The organism is Streptomyces sp. WM6386 (genome assembly GCF_000972385.1).
GTDB lineage: Bacteria > Actinomycetota > Actinomycetes > Streptomycetales > Streptomycetaceae > Streptomyces.
The window spans coordinates 1-16,161 of record NZ_JXTE01000068.1 but is presented as its reverse complement, the minus strand read 5'-3'; the positions used below and the strand labels follow the sequence as shown (position 1 = coordinate 16,161).

General features: G+C 69.9%; 16 protein-coding genes. 11 read left to right on the top strand and 5 right to left on the bottom strand.

What is annotated here, in order from left to right; genetic code table 11:
* Positions 1–37: 37 nt before the first annotated feature.
* Positions 38–532 (top strand): GbsR/MarR family transcriptional regulator, encoded by a 495-nt coding sequence (locus tag TN53_RS32210; RefSeq protein ID WP_046262288.1) that lies wholly within the window; start codon positions 38–40, stop codon positions 530–532.
* Between the two features lie 12 nt (positions 533–544).
* Here TN53_RS32210 and TN53_RS32205 read toward each other — a convergent pair whose 3' ends face one another.
* Positions 545–2,053: an APC family permease gene (locus TN53_RS32205; RefSeq protein WP_046262287.1), complete on the bottom strand. Its 1,509-nt coding sequence runs from the start codon at positions 2,051–2,053 to the stop codon at positions 545–547.
* A 150-nt stretch (positions 2,054–2,203) separates the two neighbouring features.
* On the opposite strand from TN53_RS32205, the gene TN53_RS32200 reads away from it, so the two are divergent.
* The 4 genes from TN53_RS32200 to TN53_RS32185 are packed head-to-tail and all read left to right on the top strand — an operon-like array spanning position 2,204 to position 5,502.
* Positions 2,204–3,583 (top strand): ethanolamine ammonia-lyase subunit EutB, encoded by a 1,380-nt coding sequence (locus TN53_RS32200; protein ID WP_046262286.1) that lies wholly within the window; start codon positions 2,204–2,206, stop codon positions 3,581–3,583.
* Positions 3,580–4,338 carry an ethanolamine ammonia-lyase subunit EutC gene (gene eutC, locus TN53_RS32195; protein ID WP_046262285.1) on the top strand — a complete coding sequence of 253 codons (759 nt, stop codon included), beginning with the start codon at positions 3,580–3,582 and terminating at the stop codon, positions 4,336–4,338. Before TN53_RS32200 ends, eutC begins: the two co-directional genes overlap by 4 nt.
* A gap of 35 nt (positions 4,339–4,373) precedes the next feature.
* Positions 4,374–5,000, top strand: a complete 627-nt coding sequence (locus tag TN53_RS32190) for a Uma2 family endonuclease (RefSeq protein WP_046262284.1) — start codon at positions 4,374–4,376, stop codon at positions 4,998–5,000.
* 7 nt (positions 5,001–5,007) lie between these two features.
* Complete coding sequence (locus tag TN53_RS32185) at positions 5,008–5,502, top strand: hemerythrin domain-containing protein (protein ID WP_234441748.1); 495 nt, start codon at positions 5,008–5,010, stop codon at positions 5,500–5,502.
* Between the two features lie 52 nt (positions 5,503–5,554).
* Here TN53_RS32185 and TN53_RS32180 read toward each other — a convergent pair whose 3' ends face one another.
* Positions 5,555–6,406: a hypothetical protein gene (locus tag TN53_RS32180; RefSeq protein WP_046262283.1), complete on the bottom strand. Its 852-nt coding sequence runs from the start codon at positions 6,404–6,406 to the stop codon at positions 5,555–5,557.
* 210 nt (positions 6,407–6,616) lie between these two features.
* On the opposite strand from TN53_RS32180, the gene TN53_RS32175 reads away from it, so the two are divergent.
* The 4 genes from TN53_RS32175 to TN53_RS32160 all read left to right on the top strand — a co-directional run bounded on the left by TN53_RS32175 (position 6,617) and on the right by TN53_RS32160 (position 11,049).
* The gene (locus TN53_RS32175) at positions 6,617–7,900 is read left to right on the top strand and encodes an adenylosuccinate synthase (protein ID WP_046262282.1); all 1,284 of its coding nucleotides are present in this window, start codon (positions 6,617–6,619) and stop codon (positions 7,898–7,900) included.
* 138 nt (positions 7,901–8,038) lie between these two features.
* Positions 8,039–9,847, top strand: coding sequence for a bifunctional metallophosphatase/5'-nucleotidase (locus TN53_RS32170; protein ID WP_046262281.1), 1,809 nt, complete (start codon positions 8,039–8,041; stop codon positions 9,845–9,847).
* A 24-nt stretch (positions 9,848–9,871) separates the two neighbouring features.
* Positions 9,872–10,720 (top strand): sigma-70 family RNA polymerase sigma factor, encoded by an 849-nt coding sequence (locus TN53_RS32165; RefSeq protein ID WP_046262280.1) that lies wholly within the window; start codon positions 9,872–9,874, stop codon positions 10,718–10,720.
* Positions 10,721–10,758: 38 nt separating this feature from the next.
* A complete protein-coding gene (locus TN53_RS32160; RefSeq protein ID WP_046262279.1) occupies positions 10,759–11,049 on the top strand; it encodes a DUF3303 family protein in 291 nt (96 codons plus the stop codon).
* A gap of 3 nt (positions 11,050–11,052) precedes the next feature.
* Here TN53_RS32160 and TN53_RS32155 read toward each other — a convergent pair whose 3' ends face one another.
* From TN53_RS32155 to TN53_RS32145, 3 genes are all read right to left on the bottom strand, one after another.
* Positions 11,053–11,703: a hypothetical protein gene (locus TN53_RS32155; protein ID WP_046262278.1), complete on the bottom strand. Its 651-nt coding sequence runs from the start codon at positions 11,701–11,703 to the stop codon at positions 11,053–11,055.
* Between the two features lie 144 nt (positions 11,704–11,847).
* Complete coding sequence (locus TN53_RS32150; RefSeq protein WP_046262277.1) at positions 11,848–12,552, bottom strand: GntR family transcriptional regulator; 705 nt, start codon at positions 12,550–12,552, stop codon at positions 11,848–11,850.
* Between the two features lie 123 nt (positions 12,553–12,675).
* Complete coding sequence (locus TN53_RS32145) at positions 12,676–14,031, bottom strand: aspartate aminotransferase family protein (protein ID WP_046262276.1); 1,356 nt, start codon at positions 14,029–14,031, stop codon at positions 12,676–12,678.
* Between the two features lie 300 nt (positions 14,032–14,331).
* Between TN53_RS32145 and TN53_RS32135 the strand changes: the two genes are divergently transcribed.
* Together TN53_RS32135 and TN53_RS32130 are read left to right on the top strand one after the other, a co-directional pair.
* Complete coding sequence (locus TN53_RS32135) at positions 14,332–14,523, top strand: hypothetical protein (protein ID WP_046262274.1); 192 nt, start codon at positions 14,332–14,334, stop codon at positions 14,521–14,523.
* Positions 14,524–14,708: 185 nt separating this feature from the next.
* Positions 14,709–16,161: serine/threonine-protein kinase (locus TN53_RS32130; RefSeq protein ID WP_046262273.1), on the top strand; the 1,453-nt coding region annotated here is incomplete at its 3' end.

Genomic DNA, 16,161 nt, shown 5'->3' with positions numbered 1-16,161 from the left:
GTTAAAGAAGAGCCAAAATCGCCGTTAGGATGAGTCCATGACGGAAGCAGCTGGTGGCGGGCGGGACGCGGAGGCCGTGTCGAAGTTCGTCGAGTCCTTCGCGGCGCAGCTCGTCGAGGCCGGGATGCAGCGGATGCCCGCCCGGATCTTCGCCGCGCTCCTCTCCTCCGACGAGGGCGCGATGACCTCCACCGAGCTGGGCGAACAGTTGCAGATCAGTCCCGCGGCCGTCTCCGGTGGGGTGCGCTACCTGGCGCAGACGCACATGGTCTCGCGTGAGCGGGAGCCCGGCTCGCGCCGGGAGCGCTACGTCGTGCACGGAGACCAGTGGTACGAGGCCCTGACCAACCGCGAGGCCCTCATCAAGCGCTGGGAAGGTGCCCTGCGGGAAGGCGTCAACAGCCTCGGGGGCGACACCCCCGCAGGGCGCCGCATGGCCGAGACGCTCGCCTTCTTCGAGTTCATCGAAGGCGAGATCTCGGCCATGATGGAGCGGTGGCGGGTGCACCGCGAGCAGACGTTCGGAGGCTGAACTCCCGGAGGGTTACCGCTCCTTCGTCTCCTCAAGGACCGTCCGCCCGATCAGCAGGTACCGCTCGGGGGAGCGCTTCTTCAGGTACTGCGCGTAGCCGATGCCGCCCGCCGCGATCAGCGCGACGATCCACGGCGTCGCCTTGAGCACCAGCGAACCGGACTCCGCGCCGGCCGCGACGCCCATGTTGGACACCAGCAGGACGACGACCGCGAGCATCGCGATGCCGCCGACGAGCGGGGCGGTGAAGGTCCTGAACCAGTGCCGGCTCTCGGGGTGGTTCTTGCGGAAGTAGACCAGCACCGCGAAGGAGCACACCGCCTGGACGACCAGGATCGCCATCGTCCCGAGGATGGCCAGCAGCACGTAGAGCGCGTTGTACGGGTCCTTGCCCGCGGCCCAGAACGCGCCGATCAGCAGGGCGGTCACCACCGTCTGGGCCAGGCCCGCGATGTGCGGGGAGCCGTGCCGGGCGTGGGTGCGGCCGAGGGTGTTCTTCAGGGACGGCAGGACGCCCTCGCGGCCCAGCGCGTACATGTAGCGGGCGGCGCAGTTGTGGAAGGCCATGCCGCAGGCCAGCGAGCCGGTGATCATCAGCCACTGCATGACGTCGACCGCCCAGTGGCCGACGTACTGCTCGGTCGGGCCGAAGAACAGGCCGAGCGGGTTCTCGGTGGCGACCTTCACGGCCGACGACTGGCCGGTGCCCGTGATGGCCATCCAGGAGACGAAGACGTAGAAGACGCCGACGCCCAGGACGGAGATCATCGTGGCCTTGGGGATGATCTTCTTCGGGTTGCGCGACTCCTCGCCGTACATCGCCGTCGACTCGAAGCCGACCCACGACCAGAAGGCGAAGAAGAGGCCGAGGCCGGCGCTGGTGCCCTTGAAGGCGTTGACCGGGTTGACGGGGTCGAGGCTGAAGCCGTCCGGGCCGCCGCCGTGCAGGGCGACCGAGATCGCCATCGCGGCGAGGATCGTCACTTCGGTCGCCAGCAGGATCACGAGCAGCTTCTCGGCGACGGACACGCCGAACCAGGTGCCCATCGCGTTGACGGCGAGCATCAGGATCGCGAACGCCCACCACGGGATGTCAAGTCCCGTCTGGTCGCCCAGGGTCGTCGTCGCGAAGGTCGAGAAGATGCCGATCAGCGCCGGCTCGAACACCATGTACGCGAACGTCGCGAGCAGACCCGAGGCGAGGCCGATCGTGCGGCCGAGGCCGTAGGAGATGAAGCCGTAGAAGGCTCCGGTGGAGGTGATGTGCTTCGCCATCGACGTGAAGCCGACGGAAAAGATTGCCAGGACGACCATTGCGACGAGATAGCTCGCCGGGGCGCCGATGCCGTTGCCCGCCGACACCATGAAGGGCACGTTGCCCGTCATCGCGGTGATCGGCGCGGCGGTCGCGACGGCCATGAAGACCACGCCGAGCAGGCCGATGGCGTTGGGCTTCAACCGGTGGACGGTGCCGCCTTCGTCTGTCTTCGCCGCCGGGGCGACTCCCTCGTCCACTGCCATCGAGCTGGCCCCTCTCCTACCGGTGTGCTGGTGTGCTGGACCGGAACTCTGTAGGCGAAATGAGTCGGCCAAGGGTCTCGGGGCGTTAAATGTTTGTCAACCAGACCTTTAGAAATCTGTCGGCAATATGTGGCTCGTACGGTCCCCTGTATGAGCTACACGTCCACCCTCGGCGGCGAACGCCACCGCTTCGGCTCCCTCGCCCGCCTCCTCGCCGCCGCGAGCCCGGAGCGCTCCGGCGACCATCTCGCCGGACTCGCGGCGACGAGCGCACGGCAACGGGTCGCGGCACGCTGGGCGCTGGCCGAGGTGCCGCTCACGACGTTCCTGACCGAGCCGCTGATCCCGTACGAGACCGACGACGTGACCCGGCTGATCCTGGACACGCACGACGCGGCGGCCTTCGCACCGGTGGCCGGGCTGACCGTGGGCGAGTTCAGGGAGTGGCTGCTGACGGCCGACTCCCCCGCGCTCACGGCCGTGGCCCCCGGGCTCACCCCCGAGATGGTCGCGGCCGTCTCCAAGCTCATGGGGAACGCCGATCTGGTGGCGGTGGCGCGCAAGGTGCGGGTCGTGACGGCGTTCCGGTCCACGATCGGGCTGCCCGGGCGGCTCGCGACCCGTCTGCAGCCCAACCATCCGACCGACGACCCGGCGGGTGTGGCGGCGGCCCTGCTGGACGGGCTGCTGCTGGGATCGGGAGACGCCGTCATCGGCATCAACCCGGCGACGGACAGCCCGAAGGCGGTACGGGAGCTGCTGGAGCTGCTTGACGGCGTGATCCAGCGGTACGCGATCCCGACCCAGTCCTGCGTGCTGTGCCACGTCACGACGAGCGTGGACCTGATGGAGCGCGGCACCCCGGTGGACCTGGTCTTCCAGTCGATCGCGGGAACGCAGGCGGCGAACGCGTCCTTCGGCGTGACCCTGGGCCTGCTCGACGAGGCGTACGAGGCCGCGCTGAAGCTGGAGCGCGGCACGGTCGGCCGGAACGTCATGTACTTCGAGACCGGCCAGGGCGCCGCGCTCTCCGCCGAAGCGCACCACGGGGTGGACCAGCAGACGGTGGAGGCGAGGGCGTACGCGGTGGCACGGCGCTATGACCCGCTGCTGGTCAACACGGTCGTCGGCTTCATCGGCCCGGAGTACCTGTACGACGGCCGCCAGATCCTCCGCGCCGCCCTGGAGGACCACTTCTGCGGCAAGCTGCTCGGTCTGCCGATGGGCCTGGACATCTGCTACACCAACCACGCGGACGCCGATGACGACGACGTGGCGACCATGCTGACCATGCTCGGTGTCGCCGGTGCCTCCTTCGTGATCTGCACGCCGGGCGGCGACGACATCATGCTGAACTACCAATCGGCCTCGTACCACGACGCGTTGTACCTGCGAGAGGTGCTGGGGCTGCGCCCGGCGCCGGAGTTCGAGGCGTGGCTGGACTCGATGGGTCTGCTGGACGAACGCGGCGGCATCCGCGAGGTCGGCTCCCACGCACTGACGGCCATCGGAAAGGAGCTCGCGGCATGAGTGAACTGGCCCTGGGCAACGACGATTTGTGGGTCTCGCTGCGCCGCCGCACCCAGGCCCGCATCGGCCTCGGCCGCTCCGGCTCCGCGCTGCCGACCCGGCACCGCCTGGAGCTCCAGACCGCGCACGCGGCGGCCCGGGACGCGGTGCACTCGCCGTTCGAGCCGGACACGGTCGCGGCGGGGCTGCCGGGGATGCCGACGGTACGGGTCCGCAGTGCGGCCGGTGACCGGCTGACGTATCTCCAGCGACCCGATCTGGGCCGCCGGCTCGATCCCACCGACCGGGCGCATCTGCCGGTGGGGGAGTGGGACGTGGCGTTCGTCGTCGCGGACGGGCTGTCCAGCCGGGCGGTGCACGAGCACGCGGCGGCGGTGGTGCGCGCGACGGTGGCGCTCCTGACGGGGTGGCGGATCGCCCCTGTCGTGCTGGCCGAGCAGGCCCGGGTCGCGCTGGGGGACGACGTCGGGGCGGCGATGGGCGCGCAGATGGTGGTCGTGCTGGTGGGGGAACGGCCCGGGATGTCGGCGGCGGACTCGCTGGGGGCGTATCTGACATACCGGCCGGCGCCGGGGGTGACCACGGACGCCGACCGGAACTGCTTGTCCAACATCCGGCCGCCGCTGGGGCTGACGTACGAGGGGGCGGCGGGGAAGTTGGCGGGGTTGATGGGGAGGGCGCGGGAGCTGGGGGTTACGGGGGGGGGGTTGAAGGACGATTCCGATCACGCTGATGTGATGAATCGACTACTCTGAGTTGCAGCTGGTTTGCATCGAGGGGAGGGCGCATCATGACACTCATGGCAGAGCGACCGGTGATAAGCGGCACTGAGCCCGATGGCGGCTTCCAGGAGCTCCTGTGCCTCCTCGACGAGCTGCATGTGCCCGACGGCTACAAGGCCGAGATCATCAGGGGGAGCATCGTCGTGTCGCCGCGGTCGAAGGGGTACTACAACCGCGTCATGCGGTCGGTGTGCAGCCAACTTGAGCCGTCTCTTCCTGAAGGTCACCTCATCGAGCGCGCACCCAACCTGTTTGTGTTCCCCGGTGTCGAGCGGGCATACGGGCCGGACATCCACGCAGCGCACGAGCGGACGTATGACGCCGACAGCAACCATCTGGACGGAGAGGGCCTCTCCTTCGTTGCCGAGCCGACCTCGACCTCGACCCGGGAGGATGACCTCACGGACAAGGTCGAGATGTATGGCAAGTCCGGCGTCCCCGTCTACCTGGTCCTCGACATGCAGCAGATGCAGGCCATCGTCTTCGGGTCTCCGTCCGTGAACGGCTACGAGGTCCGCTTCTCCAAACCATTCGGCGAGTCACTCCAGATTCCCGAGCCCTTCGGCTGCAAGCTCGACACTGATGGCTTTCAGCGGCGTCCCCACGAGAAGGCCGACGACCAGCCCGAGTCCTGACCCACGCGTGGCGCTCCCCACCCCGCCACCCCCGCTCCCCTACAACAACCCCATGTGCCACTACTGCGGTTGCCGCGACATCCCGCTCATCAAAGAGTTCATCGCCGAGCACGAGCGCGTCACCGACGCCGCGGGGGACGCCCTGCGGGCGCTGGAGCGCGGGGAGCTCGGGCGGGCCCGCGAGCTGGTCGGGGTCATGGCACGGGAGCTGGAGGGCCACTGGCGGGGTGAGGAGGACGGGCTGTTCGCGGTGATGCGGGCCGATCCGGAATACGCCGACCACATCGCCGCCCTCGTCGCCGAGCACCGCGAGCTCGCCGCGCTGCTGCCCTCGCTGGACCTCGCCGACGCGGCCGACGTCCGGACGCTGACCGAGGCGGTCCAGGAACTCCACCACCACATCGCCAAGGAGGAGGACGGCCTGTTCCCGGCCTCGCTGACGGCGCTGTCGGGGGAGGAGTGGAACAGGGCGATGACCGCGTGGAGAGAGGCCCACCCCTGACCCCTCCTGACCCACCCCTGACCCGGCCCGGGCTCCCGCGCCATGACCCCGATCAGTCCCCGGGAAGGGTCAGCCCCAGCGCCCCCTCCCACACCGTCCACGTGCGCCTCCGTACCGGCCCCCACACGCCCGAGTCCGCCCGGTACCGGAAGTCCGCCCCCGACACCGTCACCCGCCGCCCACGGGCCAGCAGGGGCGACGCCTCCGCGCCCACCGACACCGGCCGCACCTCCACCGCCGCCGCCCCGGAACCCCCCGGGGACACGGACACCGCCTCCACGGGCTGGTCCAGGTCGACGAGGATCTCCCCGTCCACCTCGACCCGCAGCCGGGAGGGGCCGGTCACGGGGGACGGCTGTGCGGGCCGGAGCGGACGGGCCGGCACCAGGGTCCGGACCAGGGACTGGCAGGTCCGCAGCCAGGGCCGGCCGGCGTCCTCCGGCTCCTCCCGCGGAGCGAGCGGCGGGATCCGCAGCGCGCCCAGGACCACGCCGTCGCTGTCGTCGACCAGCAGATCGAGCCGTCGTTCCGACCCTTCCAGGACCGCCCGCGCCGCCGCCACCGCGCCCATGGGCACGCCCAGGGACCGCGCGACGGTGAGCACCCCGCCCACCGGCACGACCGACAGCACACATCCGGCCAGCTCCCGTCGGCGGTGCAGCAGGGACACCGCCCGCAGCAGCGCCCGGTCGTCGCCGACGACCACCGGCCGCCGCGAACCGCGCCGGGCCAGCACGCGGGCGAACTCCTCCGGGTCGGCCGGCAGACACACCTTCGTCCCGGCCGCACCCGCGCTGAGCACGTCTTTTGCGATACGGACGGATTCCCCGTCCATCCTGCGGGCAACCGGATCGATGACCACCAGCAGCTGATCGGAAGTCGCTGAAGTCGCCACCTCGGTCATGCCTCGCTTCCTCGGGTAGCATCTTTGTGCAAGAGCCCCTTGCGCTATTGCGCCAGGGGCTTCGTCTATTCCGGGGCATCCGGGTCCGACGGGTTCACGGCCGACCACGGCCGTCGGTGGCCGAAGCAGGTCGCCAGGGTACGAGGCACAAGGCCGTGTCGCGTACGCCCCTGACCTTGGACATGCCCCGCCCGGAAGGGGTGTACGCGCGTGCCCGCACTTGTGCTGCTCGGTGCTCAGTGGGGTGACGAAGGCAAGGGGAAGGCCACGGACCTGCTTGGTGGGTCTGTGGACTATGTGGTGCGCTACCAGGGCGGCAACAACGCCGGCCATACGGTAGTCGTGGGCGATCAGAAGTACGCCCTGCACCTCCTCCCTTCCGGAATCCTCACACCTGAATGCACTCCCGTCATCGGCAACGGAGTCGTCATCGACCCGTCGGTCCTGTTCTCCGAGCTGAACGGGCTGAACGAGCGTGGCGTCGACACGTCCAAGCTCCTGATCAGCGGTAACGCTCACGTCATCACGCCTTACAACGTGACCGTGGACAAGGTGACGGAACGCTTCCTCGGGAAGCGGAAGATCGGCACCACCGGACGAGGCATCGGGCCCACCTACGCGGACAAGATCAACCGCGTGGGCATCCGGATCCAGGACCTGTACGACGAGTCGATCCTTACCCAGAAGGTGGAGGCGGCCCTCGACGGCAAGAACCAGCTCCTCACCAAGGTCTTCAACCGCCGCGCCATCGAGGTGGGCCAGGTCGTCGAGGAGCTGCTGTCCTACGCGGACCGGCTGAAGCCGTACGTCGCCGACACGGTCCTGATCCTCAACCAGGCCCTGGAGGACGACAAGGTCGTGCTCTTCGAGGGCGGCCAGGGCACCCTCCTGGACATCGACCACGGCACGTACCCCTTCGTGACGTCGTCCAACCCGACCGCGGGCGGTGCCTGCACCGGCGCCGGTGTCGGCCCGACGAAGATCAGCCGCGTCATCGGCATCCTGAAGGCGTACACGACCCGTGTCGGCTCGGGCCCGTTCCCGACGGAGCTTTTCGACGACGACGGCGACGCGCTGCGCCGCATCGGCGGCGAGCGGGGCGTGACGACCGGCCGTGACCGTCGCTGCGGCTGGTTCGACGCGGTCATCGCCCGCTACGCGACCCGCGTGAACGGCCTGACCGACTTCTTCCTCACCAAGCTCGACGTCCTCACCGGCTGGGAGCAGATCCCGGTCTGTGTGGCCTACGAGATCGACGGCAAGCGCGTCGAGGAGCTCCCGTACTCCCAGACCGACTTCCACCACGCGAAGCCGATCTACGAGACCCTCCCCGGCTGGTCCGAGGACATCACCAAGGCCAAGTCCTTCTCCGACCTCCCCAAGAACGCCCAGGACTACGTCAAGGCGCTCGAGGAGATGTCCGGCGCCCCGATCTCCGCGATCGGCGTGGGCCCGGGCCGGGACGAGACGATCGAGATCAACTCGTTCATCTAGGCGCGGCACACATGGGCCGGTCAAGGATTTCCTTGACCGGCCCATGGCCTTTTCCTGGTTCCGCCTGGAAGCGGGGGAACGCAACTATCTACGCGGGTAGTTGTACCCCTCCTCCCTCTCCAGTCCCAGGAGCTCCGTATGCCCGTCAGTCCCATGAACCGACGTGAGTTCGTGCAGAAGTCGGCCGTCACCGGTGCGGCCGTGGCCGTCGCGGGAGCGGCCGCGGCGCCTGCCGCACAGGCCGCCGAGCACAAGCCCGCCACCAGGGCGCCCAAGACCTGGTCGTTCTCCGTCCTCGGCACCACCGACCTGCACAGCCATGTCTTCGACTGGGACTACTACAAGGACGCGGCCTACAGCGACGCCAAGGGCAACTCCGTCGGCGTCGCACGGGTCGCCACGCTCATCAAGCAGCAGCGCGAGGCCAAGGGCGAGGAGCGGGTGCTGCTGGTCGACGCCGGCGACATCATCCAGGGCACCTCGCTCGCGTACTACTTCGCGCGCGTGCAGCCCATCACCGGCAAGGGCGTCAAGCATCCGATGGCCGTCGCCATGAACCACATGCGCTACGACGCCGCCGCCCTCGGCAACCACGAGTTCAACTACGGCATCGAGACGCTGCGCAGGTTCGAGAGCCAGTGTCACTTCCCGCTGCTCGGCGCCAACGCGCTGGACGCCAAGACCCTGCGGCCCGCCTTCGCGCCGTACACCGTGAAGCGGATCTGTGTGCCGGGCGCCCCCGACATCAAGGTCGGCATCCTCGGCCTCACCAACCCGGGCATCGCGCTGTGGGACAAGGACAACGTCAGCGGGAAGATGGTCTTCCCGGGGCTGGTCGAGCAGGCCAAGAAGTATGTGCCGCGGCTGCGGGCGCTCGGCTGTGACGTGGTCTTCCTGACCGACCACTCGGGCCTCGACGGGTCGACGTCCTACGGCGACGCGCTCCCGTACGTCGAGAACGCCTCCAACCTCGTCGCCGAGCAGGTCCCGGGCATCGACGCGATCCTGGTCGGCCACACCCACGTCGAGGTGCCCTCGTACACCGTGAAGAACGCCGAGACCGGCGAGGAGGTGCTGCTGTCGGAGCCGTACTGCTGGGGCTACCGGCTGAGCGTCTTCGACTTCGAGGTCGAGCTGGAGCACGGCCGCTGGAAGGTCACCAAGAAGACCGCGCAGACCCTCGACCCCAAGTCCGTGGACGAGGACCCGGAGATCAGGAAGCTCCTCGAGGCCGACCACGAGCTGGTGGTGAAGTACGTCAACACCGCCGTGGGCACCTGCACCGAGGACCTCTCGGCCGCCGAGTCCTGCTGGAAGGACGTCCCCATCATGGACTTCATCCACCAGGTCCAGATGGACACGGTGAAGGCCGGCCTGTCCACGTCCGACGCGGCCCTCCCGCTGATCTCGGTCGCCGCGCCCTTCTCCCGCACCGCCGACATCCCCGCGGGCAGCGTGACCATCAAGGACATCGCCGGGCTCTACATCTACGACAACACCCTGTACGGCAAGAAGCTGACGGGCGCGCAGCTCAAGGACTACCTGGAGTTCGCGGCGAAGTACTACCACCAGGTCCCCGGCGGCACGAAGGTCGACACCGCGACCCTCACCAACGCCAACAGCTTCTGGGACTACATGTACGACACGGCGGCCGGAGTCTCGTACGACATCGACATCGCGGCCGCCGAGGGTTCGCGGATCAAGAACCTGACCTACGGCGGTGCGGCCGTGGCCGACGACCAGGTCTTCGTCGTCGCCGTCAACAACTACCGGGCCAACGGCGGTTCGGGGTACCCGCACATCGCGGACGCGGACATCGCGTACAGCTCGACGAACGAGATCCGCCAGCTGATGATCGACTACGTGACGGCGAAGGGGGCCCTGAACCCGGCGGACTTCGCGGTCACCAACTGGAAGCTGACGCAGGGCGGGACGGCCGTGTTCTAGGGTCCCGGGGTGGACGGGGGGATCATGATCGAGGAGTTCGAGGCGCACCGGGCGCGGCTGCGTGCCGTGGCCTATCGCATGCTCGGGTCGGTCGCCGAGGCCGACGACGCGTTGCAGGACGCGTGGTTGCGGGTCAGCCGGGCGGACACGGGGGACGTGGAGAACCCGGCGGGATGGCTGACGACGGTGGTCGCGCGGGTGTGTCTGAACATGCTGCGCTCGCGTGAGCACCGGCGTGAGGAGCCGCTGGAGCGGGCCGCGGCCGTGACTGTGGCCGACCCCGAGGAGGAGGCGCTGCTCGCCGACTCGGTGGGCCTCGCGCTGCTCGTCGTCCTCGACACCCTCGCCCCGGCGGAACGGCTGGCCTTCGTCCTGCACGACATGTTCCAGGTCCCCTTCGACGAGATCGCCCCGCTGATCGAGAAGACCCCGGCGGCGACACGGCAGTTGGCGAGCCGTGCCCGGCGCCGGGTCAAGGGAGCGCCGGCACCCTCGGCCGACCTGCCGCGGCAGCGCAGGGTGGTCGGCGCGTATCTCGCCGCGACGCGTGGCGGCGACTTCGACGCGCTGCTCGCCCTGCTCCACCCCGACGTGGTCCTGTGCGCCGACCGCGCGGTCCTGCCGACCCCCGAACCGATCCTCGTCTCCGGCGCCCGCCCGGTGGCCGAGGGCGCGATGGCCTCCACGGGCCGGGCGCGGTTCGCGGATCTCGTCCTGGTCGACGGGCAGATCGCCGTGGCGATGCTGGAGGCGGGGCGTCTGCGGGTGCTGCTCCGGTTCACCTTCGACGGCGATCTGATCAGCGAGATCGAGGTGATCGCGGAGCCGGACCGGCTGGCAGGGCTGGAACCGGCCATCGGGCATACGATGTAAAAGTACGCAAACCGGGCGGACGGCGGAAGGTGACTGCGATGCGCGTGATGCTCAAGGCGACGCTGGACACGGACAAGGCGAACGAGGCACTGGCCAGCGGCAAGATGCAGGAACTGCTGGCGGAGACGCTGGAGCACATCAAGCCGGAGGCCGCCTACTTCGGGCCCGAGGGCGGTCGGCGGACCTGTTTCCTCGTCTTCGACATGCAGGACAGCTCGGATCTGCCTCCCATCGGCGAGCCGTTCTTCTCGCACCTCAACGCCCAGGTGGAGGTCTTCCCCATCATGAACAGCGAGGACCTGAAGAAGGGTCTGTCGCAGCTGCGTTGAGCCTCAGCTGAAGATGATCATCGACCCCTGTGCCAGGCTCCGGGTCGCCGCCGCGTGCAGGCCCAGCCACACATGCCGCTCACGGGCGAAGGGGCTGGGGTCGTACGGCGCGGGGACGGCCGGCTCCTCCAGTTCCGTGGGGCCCAGCGGGGGTTGGGGGGCCGCCGGAGGGTTGGCCGGGTCGATGCCGATCGAGGGGGCCACCAGCTCCAGCTCCCGCAGCAGCGTCTGGGAGGAGCCCAAGGGGCCGCCACCGGCCAGGAGTTCGTCATTGGCCAGCGGGTGCGGGAAGTCCACCGGCACATAGGCGCCGGCGTGGTCGTAGTGCCAGACCAGATGGGACTGCTGGGCCGTCGTCTCGAACATCTCCAGCAACTGCTCGTAGTCCCCGCCCAGTTCGTCCACCGGCGTCACCGGCAGACCGCACATCTGGAGGAGATACGCGCGGCGCAGGAAGTGCAGCGCGTCGTAGTCGAAGCCGGCCACCGGGGCGACCTCACCGGACAGGCCCGGCATGTACTGGTACACCGGCACCGGTGGCAGCCCGGCCTCGGCGAGCACCTTGTTGTATTGCGCGAGTTCCTCGGCGAACGGGTTGTCGGGCGTGTGGCACAACACGTCGACGAGCGGTACCAGCCACAGGTCACAGGCCAAAGAAGGCTCCTCGCATAGCACGGTGTAGCGAAGCGGTCAGGGAAGAGTAATCGGTCCGGCGTGCCGTGGCTTCCCCCCGGGCGGGGTCAGCTGCTCTGCTGTACGTCCCATACCCACACCCGCGGGTGGCTCACGTCCGGCGGCTCATCCGCCGGCCATGCGCTCGACCACCGCGAGCGAGTGCGCGTTGTACGCGGCGACGATCTCCCGCGCCGCCGTGGTGTCCCGGTGGACGAGCGCGTCGACCAGCTCGGTGTGCTCGGCCCACAGCTGTCCGCGCAGGTCGGTGAGGCGGCGCAGCTGCTGTACCGCGCACACCCAGGACTGGACGCGCAGCCGGTGCAGGAAGTCGGCGAGGTAGGGGTTGCCGAACACGGCGCTCAACTCACGCCAGAACCGCAGGTCGTAGCCGATCAGAACGGTGAGGTCCCCGGCGAGGGCCGCTCGTTGCGCCTCCTCGCCACGCCGTCGCACCCCGGCGAGGGCGGCGAGGACACGGGAGTTGTCGGGGTCGTGGACGAACCCCTGGTGGCCGCCGTCCAGCGCGTGGAACATGCCGTCGATGACGAGGCTGCGGGCCTCGATGATGCCCCGGTAGTCGGCCGAGGAGTACTCGTGCACGCGGAAACCGCGATGCTGGTCCGCCTCCAGGAGACCTTGAGCGGAGAGGTCGACGAGCGCCTCGCGGACCGGGGTCGCGGAGACCCCGTACTGCTCGGCGATCTCCTTGACCGTGAACTCCTGACCCGGCTGGAGCCGCCCCGCGAGCACCTCGTCGCGAAGCGCGTCGGCGATCTGCTGCCGCAGGGTGCTGCGGGTCACGGCGCCGTTGCCGCTGCTGCCGGGCATGGTCGGCCTCTCCCTGATGGCGGTCGGGTGGGCGTGCTCGTACACGTATGTCTACGAGCACGCCACCTTACGCGTTCGGGTTTTCGGCGTTTACCCGCGTAGCGTGCGTCACAGGGCCTGCGGCTACCGCGTGTGCTCGTCCGCCACGGAGAGCGCCGCGTCCAGCGCCGAGAGGCCTTCCTTCAGCTCGGCCTCGGAGACGTTGCACGGCGGCACGACATGGGTGCGGTTCATGTTGATGAACGGCCAGATCCCGTGCTTCTTGGCGGCGGCGCCGAACGCGGCCATCGGGGCGTTGGCCTCACCGGCCGCGTTGTACGGCACCAGCGGCTCGCGGGTCTCCTTGTTCTTCACCAGGTCCAGCGCCCAGAACATGCCGACACCGCGCACCTCGCCGACCGACGGGTGGCGTTCGGCCAGCTCCCGCAGCGCGGGCTCGACGACCTCGGCACCGAGGCGGGCGGCGTTCTCGACGATGCCCTCCTCCGCCATGACGTTGATGGTCGCGACGGCGGCGGCACAGGCCAGCGGGTGCCCGGAGTACGTCAGACCACCCGGGTACGGCCGCTTGCCGAAGGTCTCCGCGATCTCGCCGGAGATGGCGACACCGCCGAGCGGCACGTATCCGCTGTTCACGCCCTTGGCGAAGGTCATCAGGTCGGGCGTGACATCGAACAGGTCGGCCGCGAACCACTCACCGGTCCGCCCGAACCCGGCCATGACCTCGTCCAGGATGAAGACGATCCCGTACTTGTCGCAGATCTCGCGCACACCGGCGAGGTAGCCGGGCGGCGGGACCATGATCCCGGCGGTGCCGGGGATCGTCTCGAGGATGATCGCGGCGACGGTGGCCGGCCCCTCGAAGGCGATCGTCGTCTCCAGGTGCTCCAGCGCCCGCGCACACTCCTGCTCCTCCGTCTCCGCGTAGAAGCGGGAGCGGTACAGGTACGGCGCCCAGAAGTGGACGACGCCCGCGGAGGCGCTGTCGGAGGCCCAGCGGCGCGGGTCACCGGTGAGGTTGATCGCCTGCTGGGTGCCGCCGTGGTACGAGCGGTAGGCGGCCATCACCTTGGACCGGCCGGTGTGCAGCCGGGCCATGCGCACCGCGTGCTCCACCGCGTCGGCGCCGGCGTTGGTGAAGAAGATCTTGTCCAGTTCGCCGGGCGTCCGCTCGGCGATCAGCCGGGCCGCCTCGGAACGGGCCTCGACGGCGAAGGCGGGCGCGAACGTGGACAGGGTCGCGGCCTGTTCCTGGATCGCGGCGACGACCTTCGGGTGCTGGTAGCCGATGTTGGTGTAGACGAGCCCGCTGGTGAAGTCGAGGTACCGCTTGCCGTCGTAGTCCCAGAAGTACGACCCCTCGGCGCCGGCGACGGCGAGCGGGTCGATGAGCTCCTGCGCGGACCAGGAGTGGAACACATGAGCGCGGTCCGCGGCCTTGACGGCGGCGCCGACCTCGGGGTTTGGCTGAGGGGTCATGCGGGTGAGCGTAAATGTCCGCGATACGGAAGCGGTATCGGCGTCCTGTCTGTGGACGCGGGCTTTCCACGACAGGTTGTCGCGTGAGGGGAGCGGGGCGGGGCGGTTCGTCCCTACTCTCCCAGCCAGGGGCAGGCCCTCCTTCTCCGGCAGCTGAACTCACGGCAGAACACGTCCGCCACCTCGTCCGCGCGCACCCCCGGCCAGTTCCGCCCGACCCGGCTCTCGCGGCTCCCCCGCCGCCCTCCGTACACCGCCCGCGTCGACAGTTTCATCCTGCGCAACAGCAGCGCCGCCACCGTGACCGGCGTTCACGAGTTCACATGCGGTGTGGCGGTGCCGCCGTACTCGGCGGTCCAACTGGTCATGCACCGGCAGATCGTGCAGGAGCCCGGCTGGGGCCTGTTCACCGGCACCGCGGGCGAGGAGATACAGATCCCGTTCATCGTGAACGTGGAGCTCTTCGGCAGCTGTGTCACCCAGGACGTCTGATCGACGGCGGGCCGGACAGGTCGCCCGCCGCTCACAGAAGCGGATCGGTCCTCCCCCAGTGCTGAACGCCTGGGGGGACCCCCATCGGAACCGTAGAACACGCGTCGCTGACCTCCTCGTATGCCCGCACTATCGTGGTCAGTCGCACTGGGGCACGCACGGGGGAGTTCGGGGGAGGGGCTGCGATGGAGAGCCTGGGGGCGGGGAATCCGCAGAGGATCGGGGTATACCGGCTGCTGGCGCGGCTCGGGGCCGGCGGGATGGGGCAGGTGTATCTCGCCAGGTCGGACCGGGGGCGCACCGTCGCCGTCAAGCTGGTGCGCGAGGAACTGGCCGCGCAGGAGGAGTTCCGGGCGCGGTTCCGGCAGGAGGTGCAGGCCGCCCGGCAGGTCGGCGGGTACTGGACCGCGCCCGTCCTCGACGCCGACACCGAGGCCGGCGTGCCCTGGGTCGCCACCGGATATGTCGCCGGGCCCAGCCTCCAGCAGGTCGTCGGGCACGACCACGGGGCACTGCCCGAGCGGTCGGTGAAGATCCTCGCGGCCGGGCTCGCGCACGCGCTCAAGGACATCCACGCCGCCGGGATCGTGCACCGGGATCTCAAGCCGTCCAATGTGCTGGTGACGATCGACGGCCCCCGTGTCATCGACTTCGGCATCGCACGGGCACTGGAGACGGTGACCGACGGGGGGCTGACGCGGACCGGCGCGCTCGTCGGGTCGCCCGGGTTCATGGCGCCCGAGCAGGTGCGGGGCGACCGGATCACGCCGGCCTGCGATGTGTTCTGCCTCGGCTCGATACTCGCGTACGCCGCCACCGGCAAGCTTCCCTTCGGGGCCGGGGGGAGTGGTGTGCACGCCCTGATGTTCCGGATCGCCCAGGAGGAACCCGACCTGGAGGGCGTGCCCGAGGGGGTCGCCGAGCTCGTCCGCGACTGCCTGAAGAAGGACCCGGCGAAACGGCCGACGCTGGACCAGGTGCTGGAGCGGACCGGCGCCGAGGACACGGTGGCCGACGGACGGTCGCGGGACCCGTGGCTGCCGAGCGCGCTGGTGGCACAACTCGGGCGGCATGCGGTGCAGTTGCTGGACGCGGAGGACCCGGAGGGGCCGGGCGCGGAATCCGGTGCGGGTGCGGGCTCCGGCTCGGGCGTGGGCTCCGGCCCTGGCGCGGCCCCCGGGCCCGGCTCTGCTGAAGCCCCGCCCGAACACGCGCCCGCACCCGCCGACGGCACCCCGCCTTCCCCGGGCCGGCCGGGTGGGGGCGCGCCGCTGAACCACCTGCCCACGGTCGTCGCGGGACAGGGCACCCACACTCCCCCACCGGCGCCGACGAGTGGGCCGGGCCAACCACAGCCTCCGTACGGCCCCCCGTCCGCCCGTCCCGGCTACGGAGCCGACCCGCAGACGCCCCCGCCGTACGGCCCCACGCCCGGTCACCCCGCCTACGGCCACCCCCAGCAGCACCCGCAGCACCCCCAGGCCCAGCCCCCGGCGTACGGATACCCCCAACAGCCGCAGGCCCCGGCGTACGCCCTCCCCGCCCAACCCGGCGTCCCTTCGCCGTACAACCCCTACGGTGGCCCCGGCCACCCCCCGCCCGACGGCCCCGGCTTCACCCCGCCTCCCGAACCCCAGC

Excerpts from the sequence above, each read along its gene's own strand:
- TN53_RS32180 (WP_046262283.1), bottom strand. The coding sequence starts at position 6,406 with ATGACCGAGGTGGCGACTTCAGCGACTTCCGATCAGCTGCTGGTGGTC.
- TN53_RS32190 (WP_046262284.1), top strand. The coding sequence starts at position 4,374 with ATGACACTCATGGCAGAGCGACCGGTGATAAGCGGCACTGAGCCCGAT.
- eutC (WP_046262285.1), top strand. The coding sequence starts at position 3,580 with ATGAGTGAACTGGCCCTGGGCAACGACGATTTGTGGGTCTCGCTGCGC.
- TN53_RS32150 (WP_046262277.1), bottom strand. The coding sequence starts at position 12,552 with ATGCCCGGCAGCAGCGGCAACGGCGCCGTGACCCGCAGCACCCTGCGG.
- TN53_RS32210 (WP_046262288.1), top strand. The coding sequence starts at position 38 with ATGACGGAAGCAGCTGGTGGCGGGCGGGACGCGGAGGCCGTGTCGAAG.
- TN53_RS32165 (WP_046262280.1), top strand. The coding sequence starts at position 9,872 with ATGATCGAGGAGTTCGAGGCGCACCGGGCGCGGCTGCGTGCCGTGGCC.
- TN53_RS32160 (WP_046262279.1), top strand. The coding sequence starts at position 10,759 with ATGCGCGTGATGCTCAAGGCGACGCTGGACACGGACAAGGCGAACGAG.
- TN53_RS32200 (WP_046262286.1), top strand. The coding sequence starts at position 2,204 with ATGAGCTACACGTCCACCCTCGGCGGCGAACGCCACCGCTTCGGCTCC.
- TN53_RS32145 (WP_046262276.1), bottom strand. The coding sequence starts at position 14,031 with ATGACCCCTCAGCCAAACCCCGAGGTCGGCGCCGCCGTCAAGGCCGCG.
- TN53_RS32205 (WP_046262287.1), bottom strand. The coding sequence starts at position 2,053 with ATGGCAGTGGACGAGGGAGTCGCCCCGGCGGCGAAGACAGACGAAGGC.
- TN53_RS32170 (WP_046262281.1), top strand. The coding sequence starts at position 8,039 with ATGCCCGTCAGTCCCATGAACCGACGTGAGTTCGTGCAGAAGTCGGCC.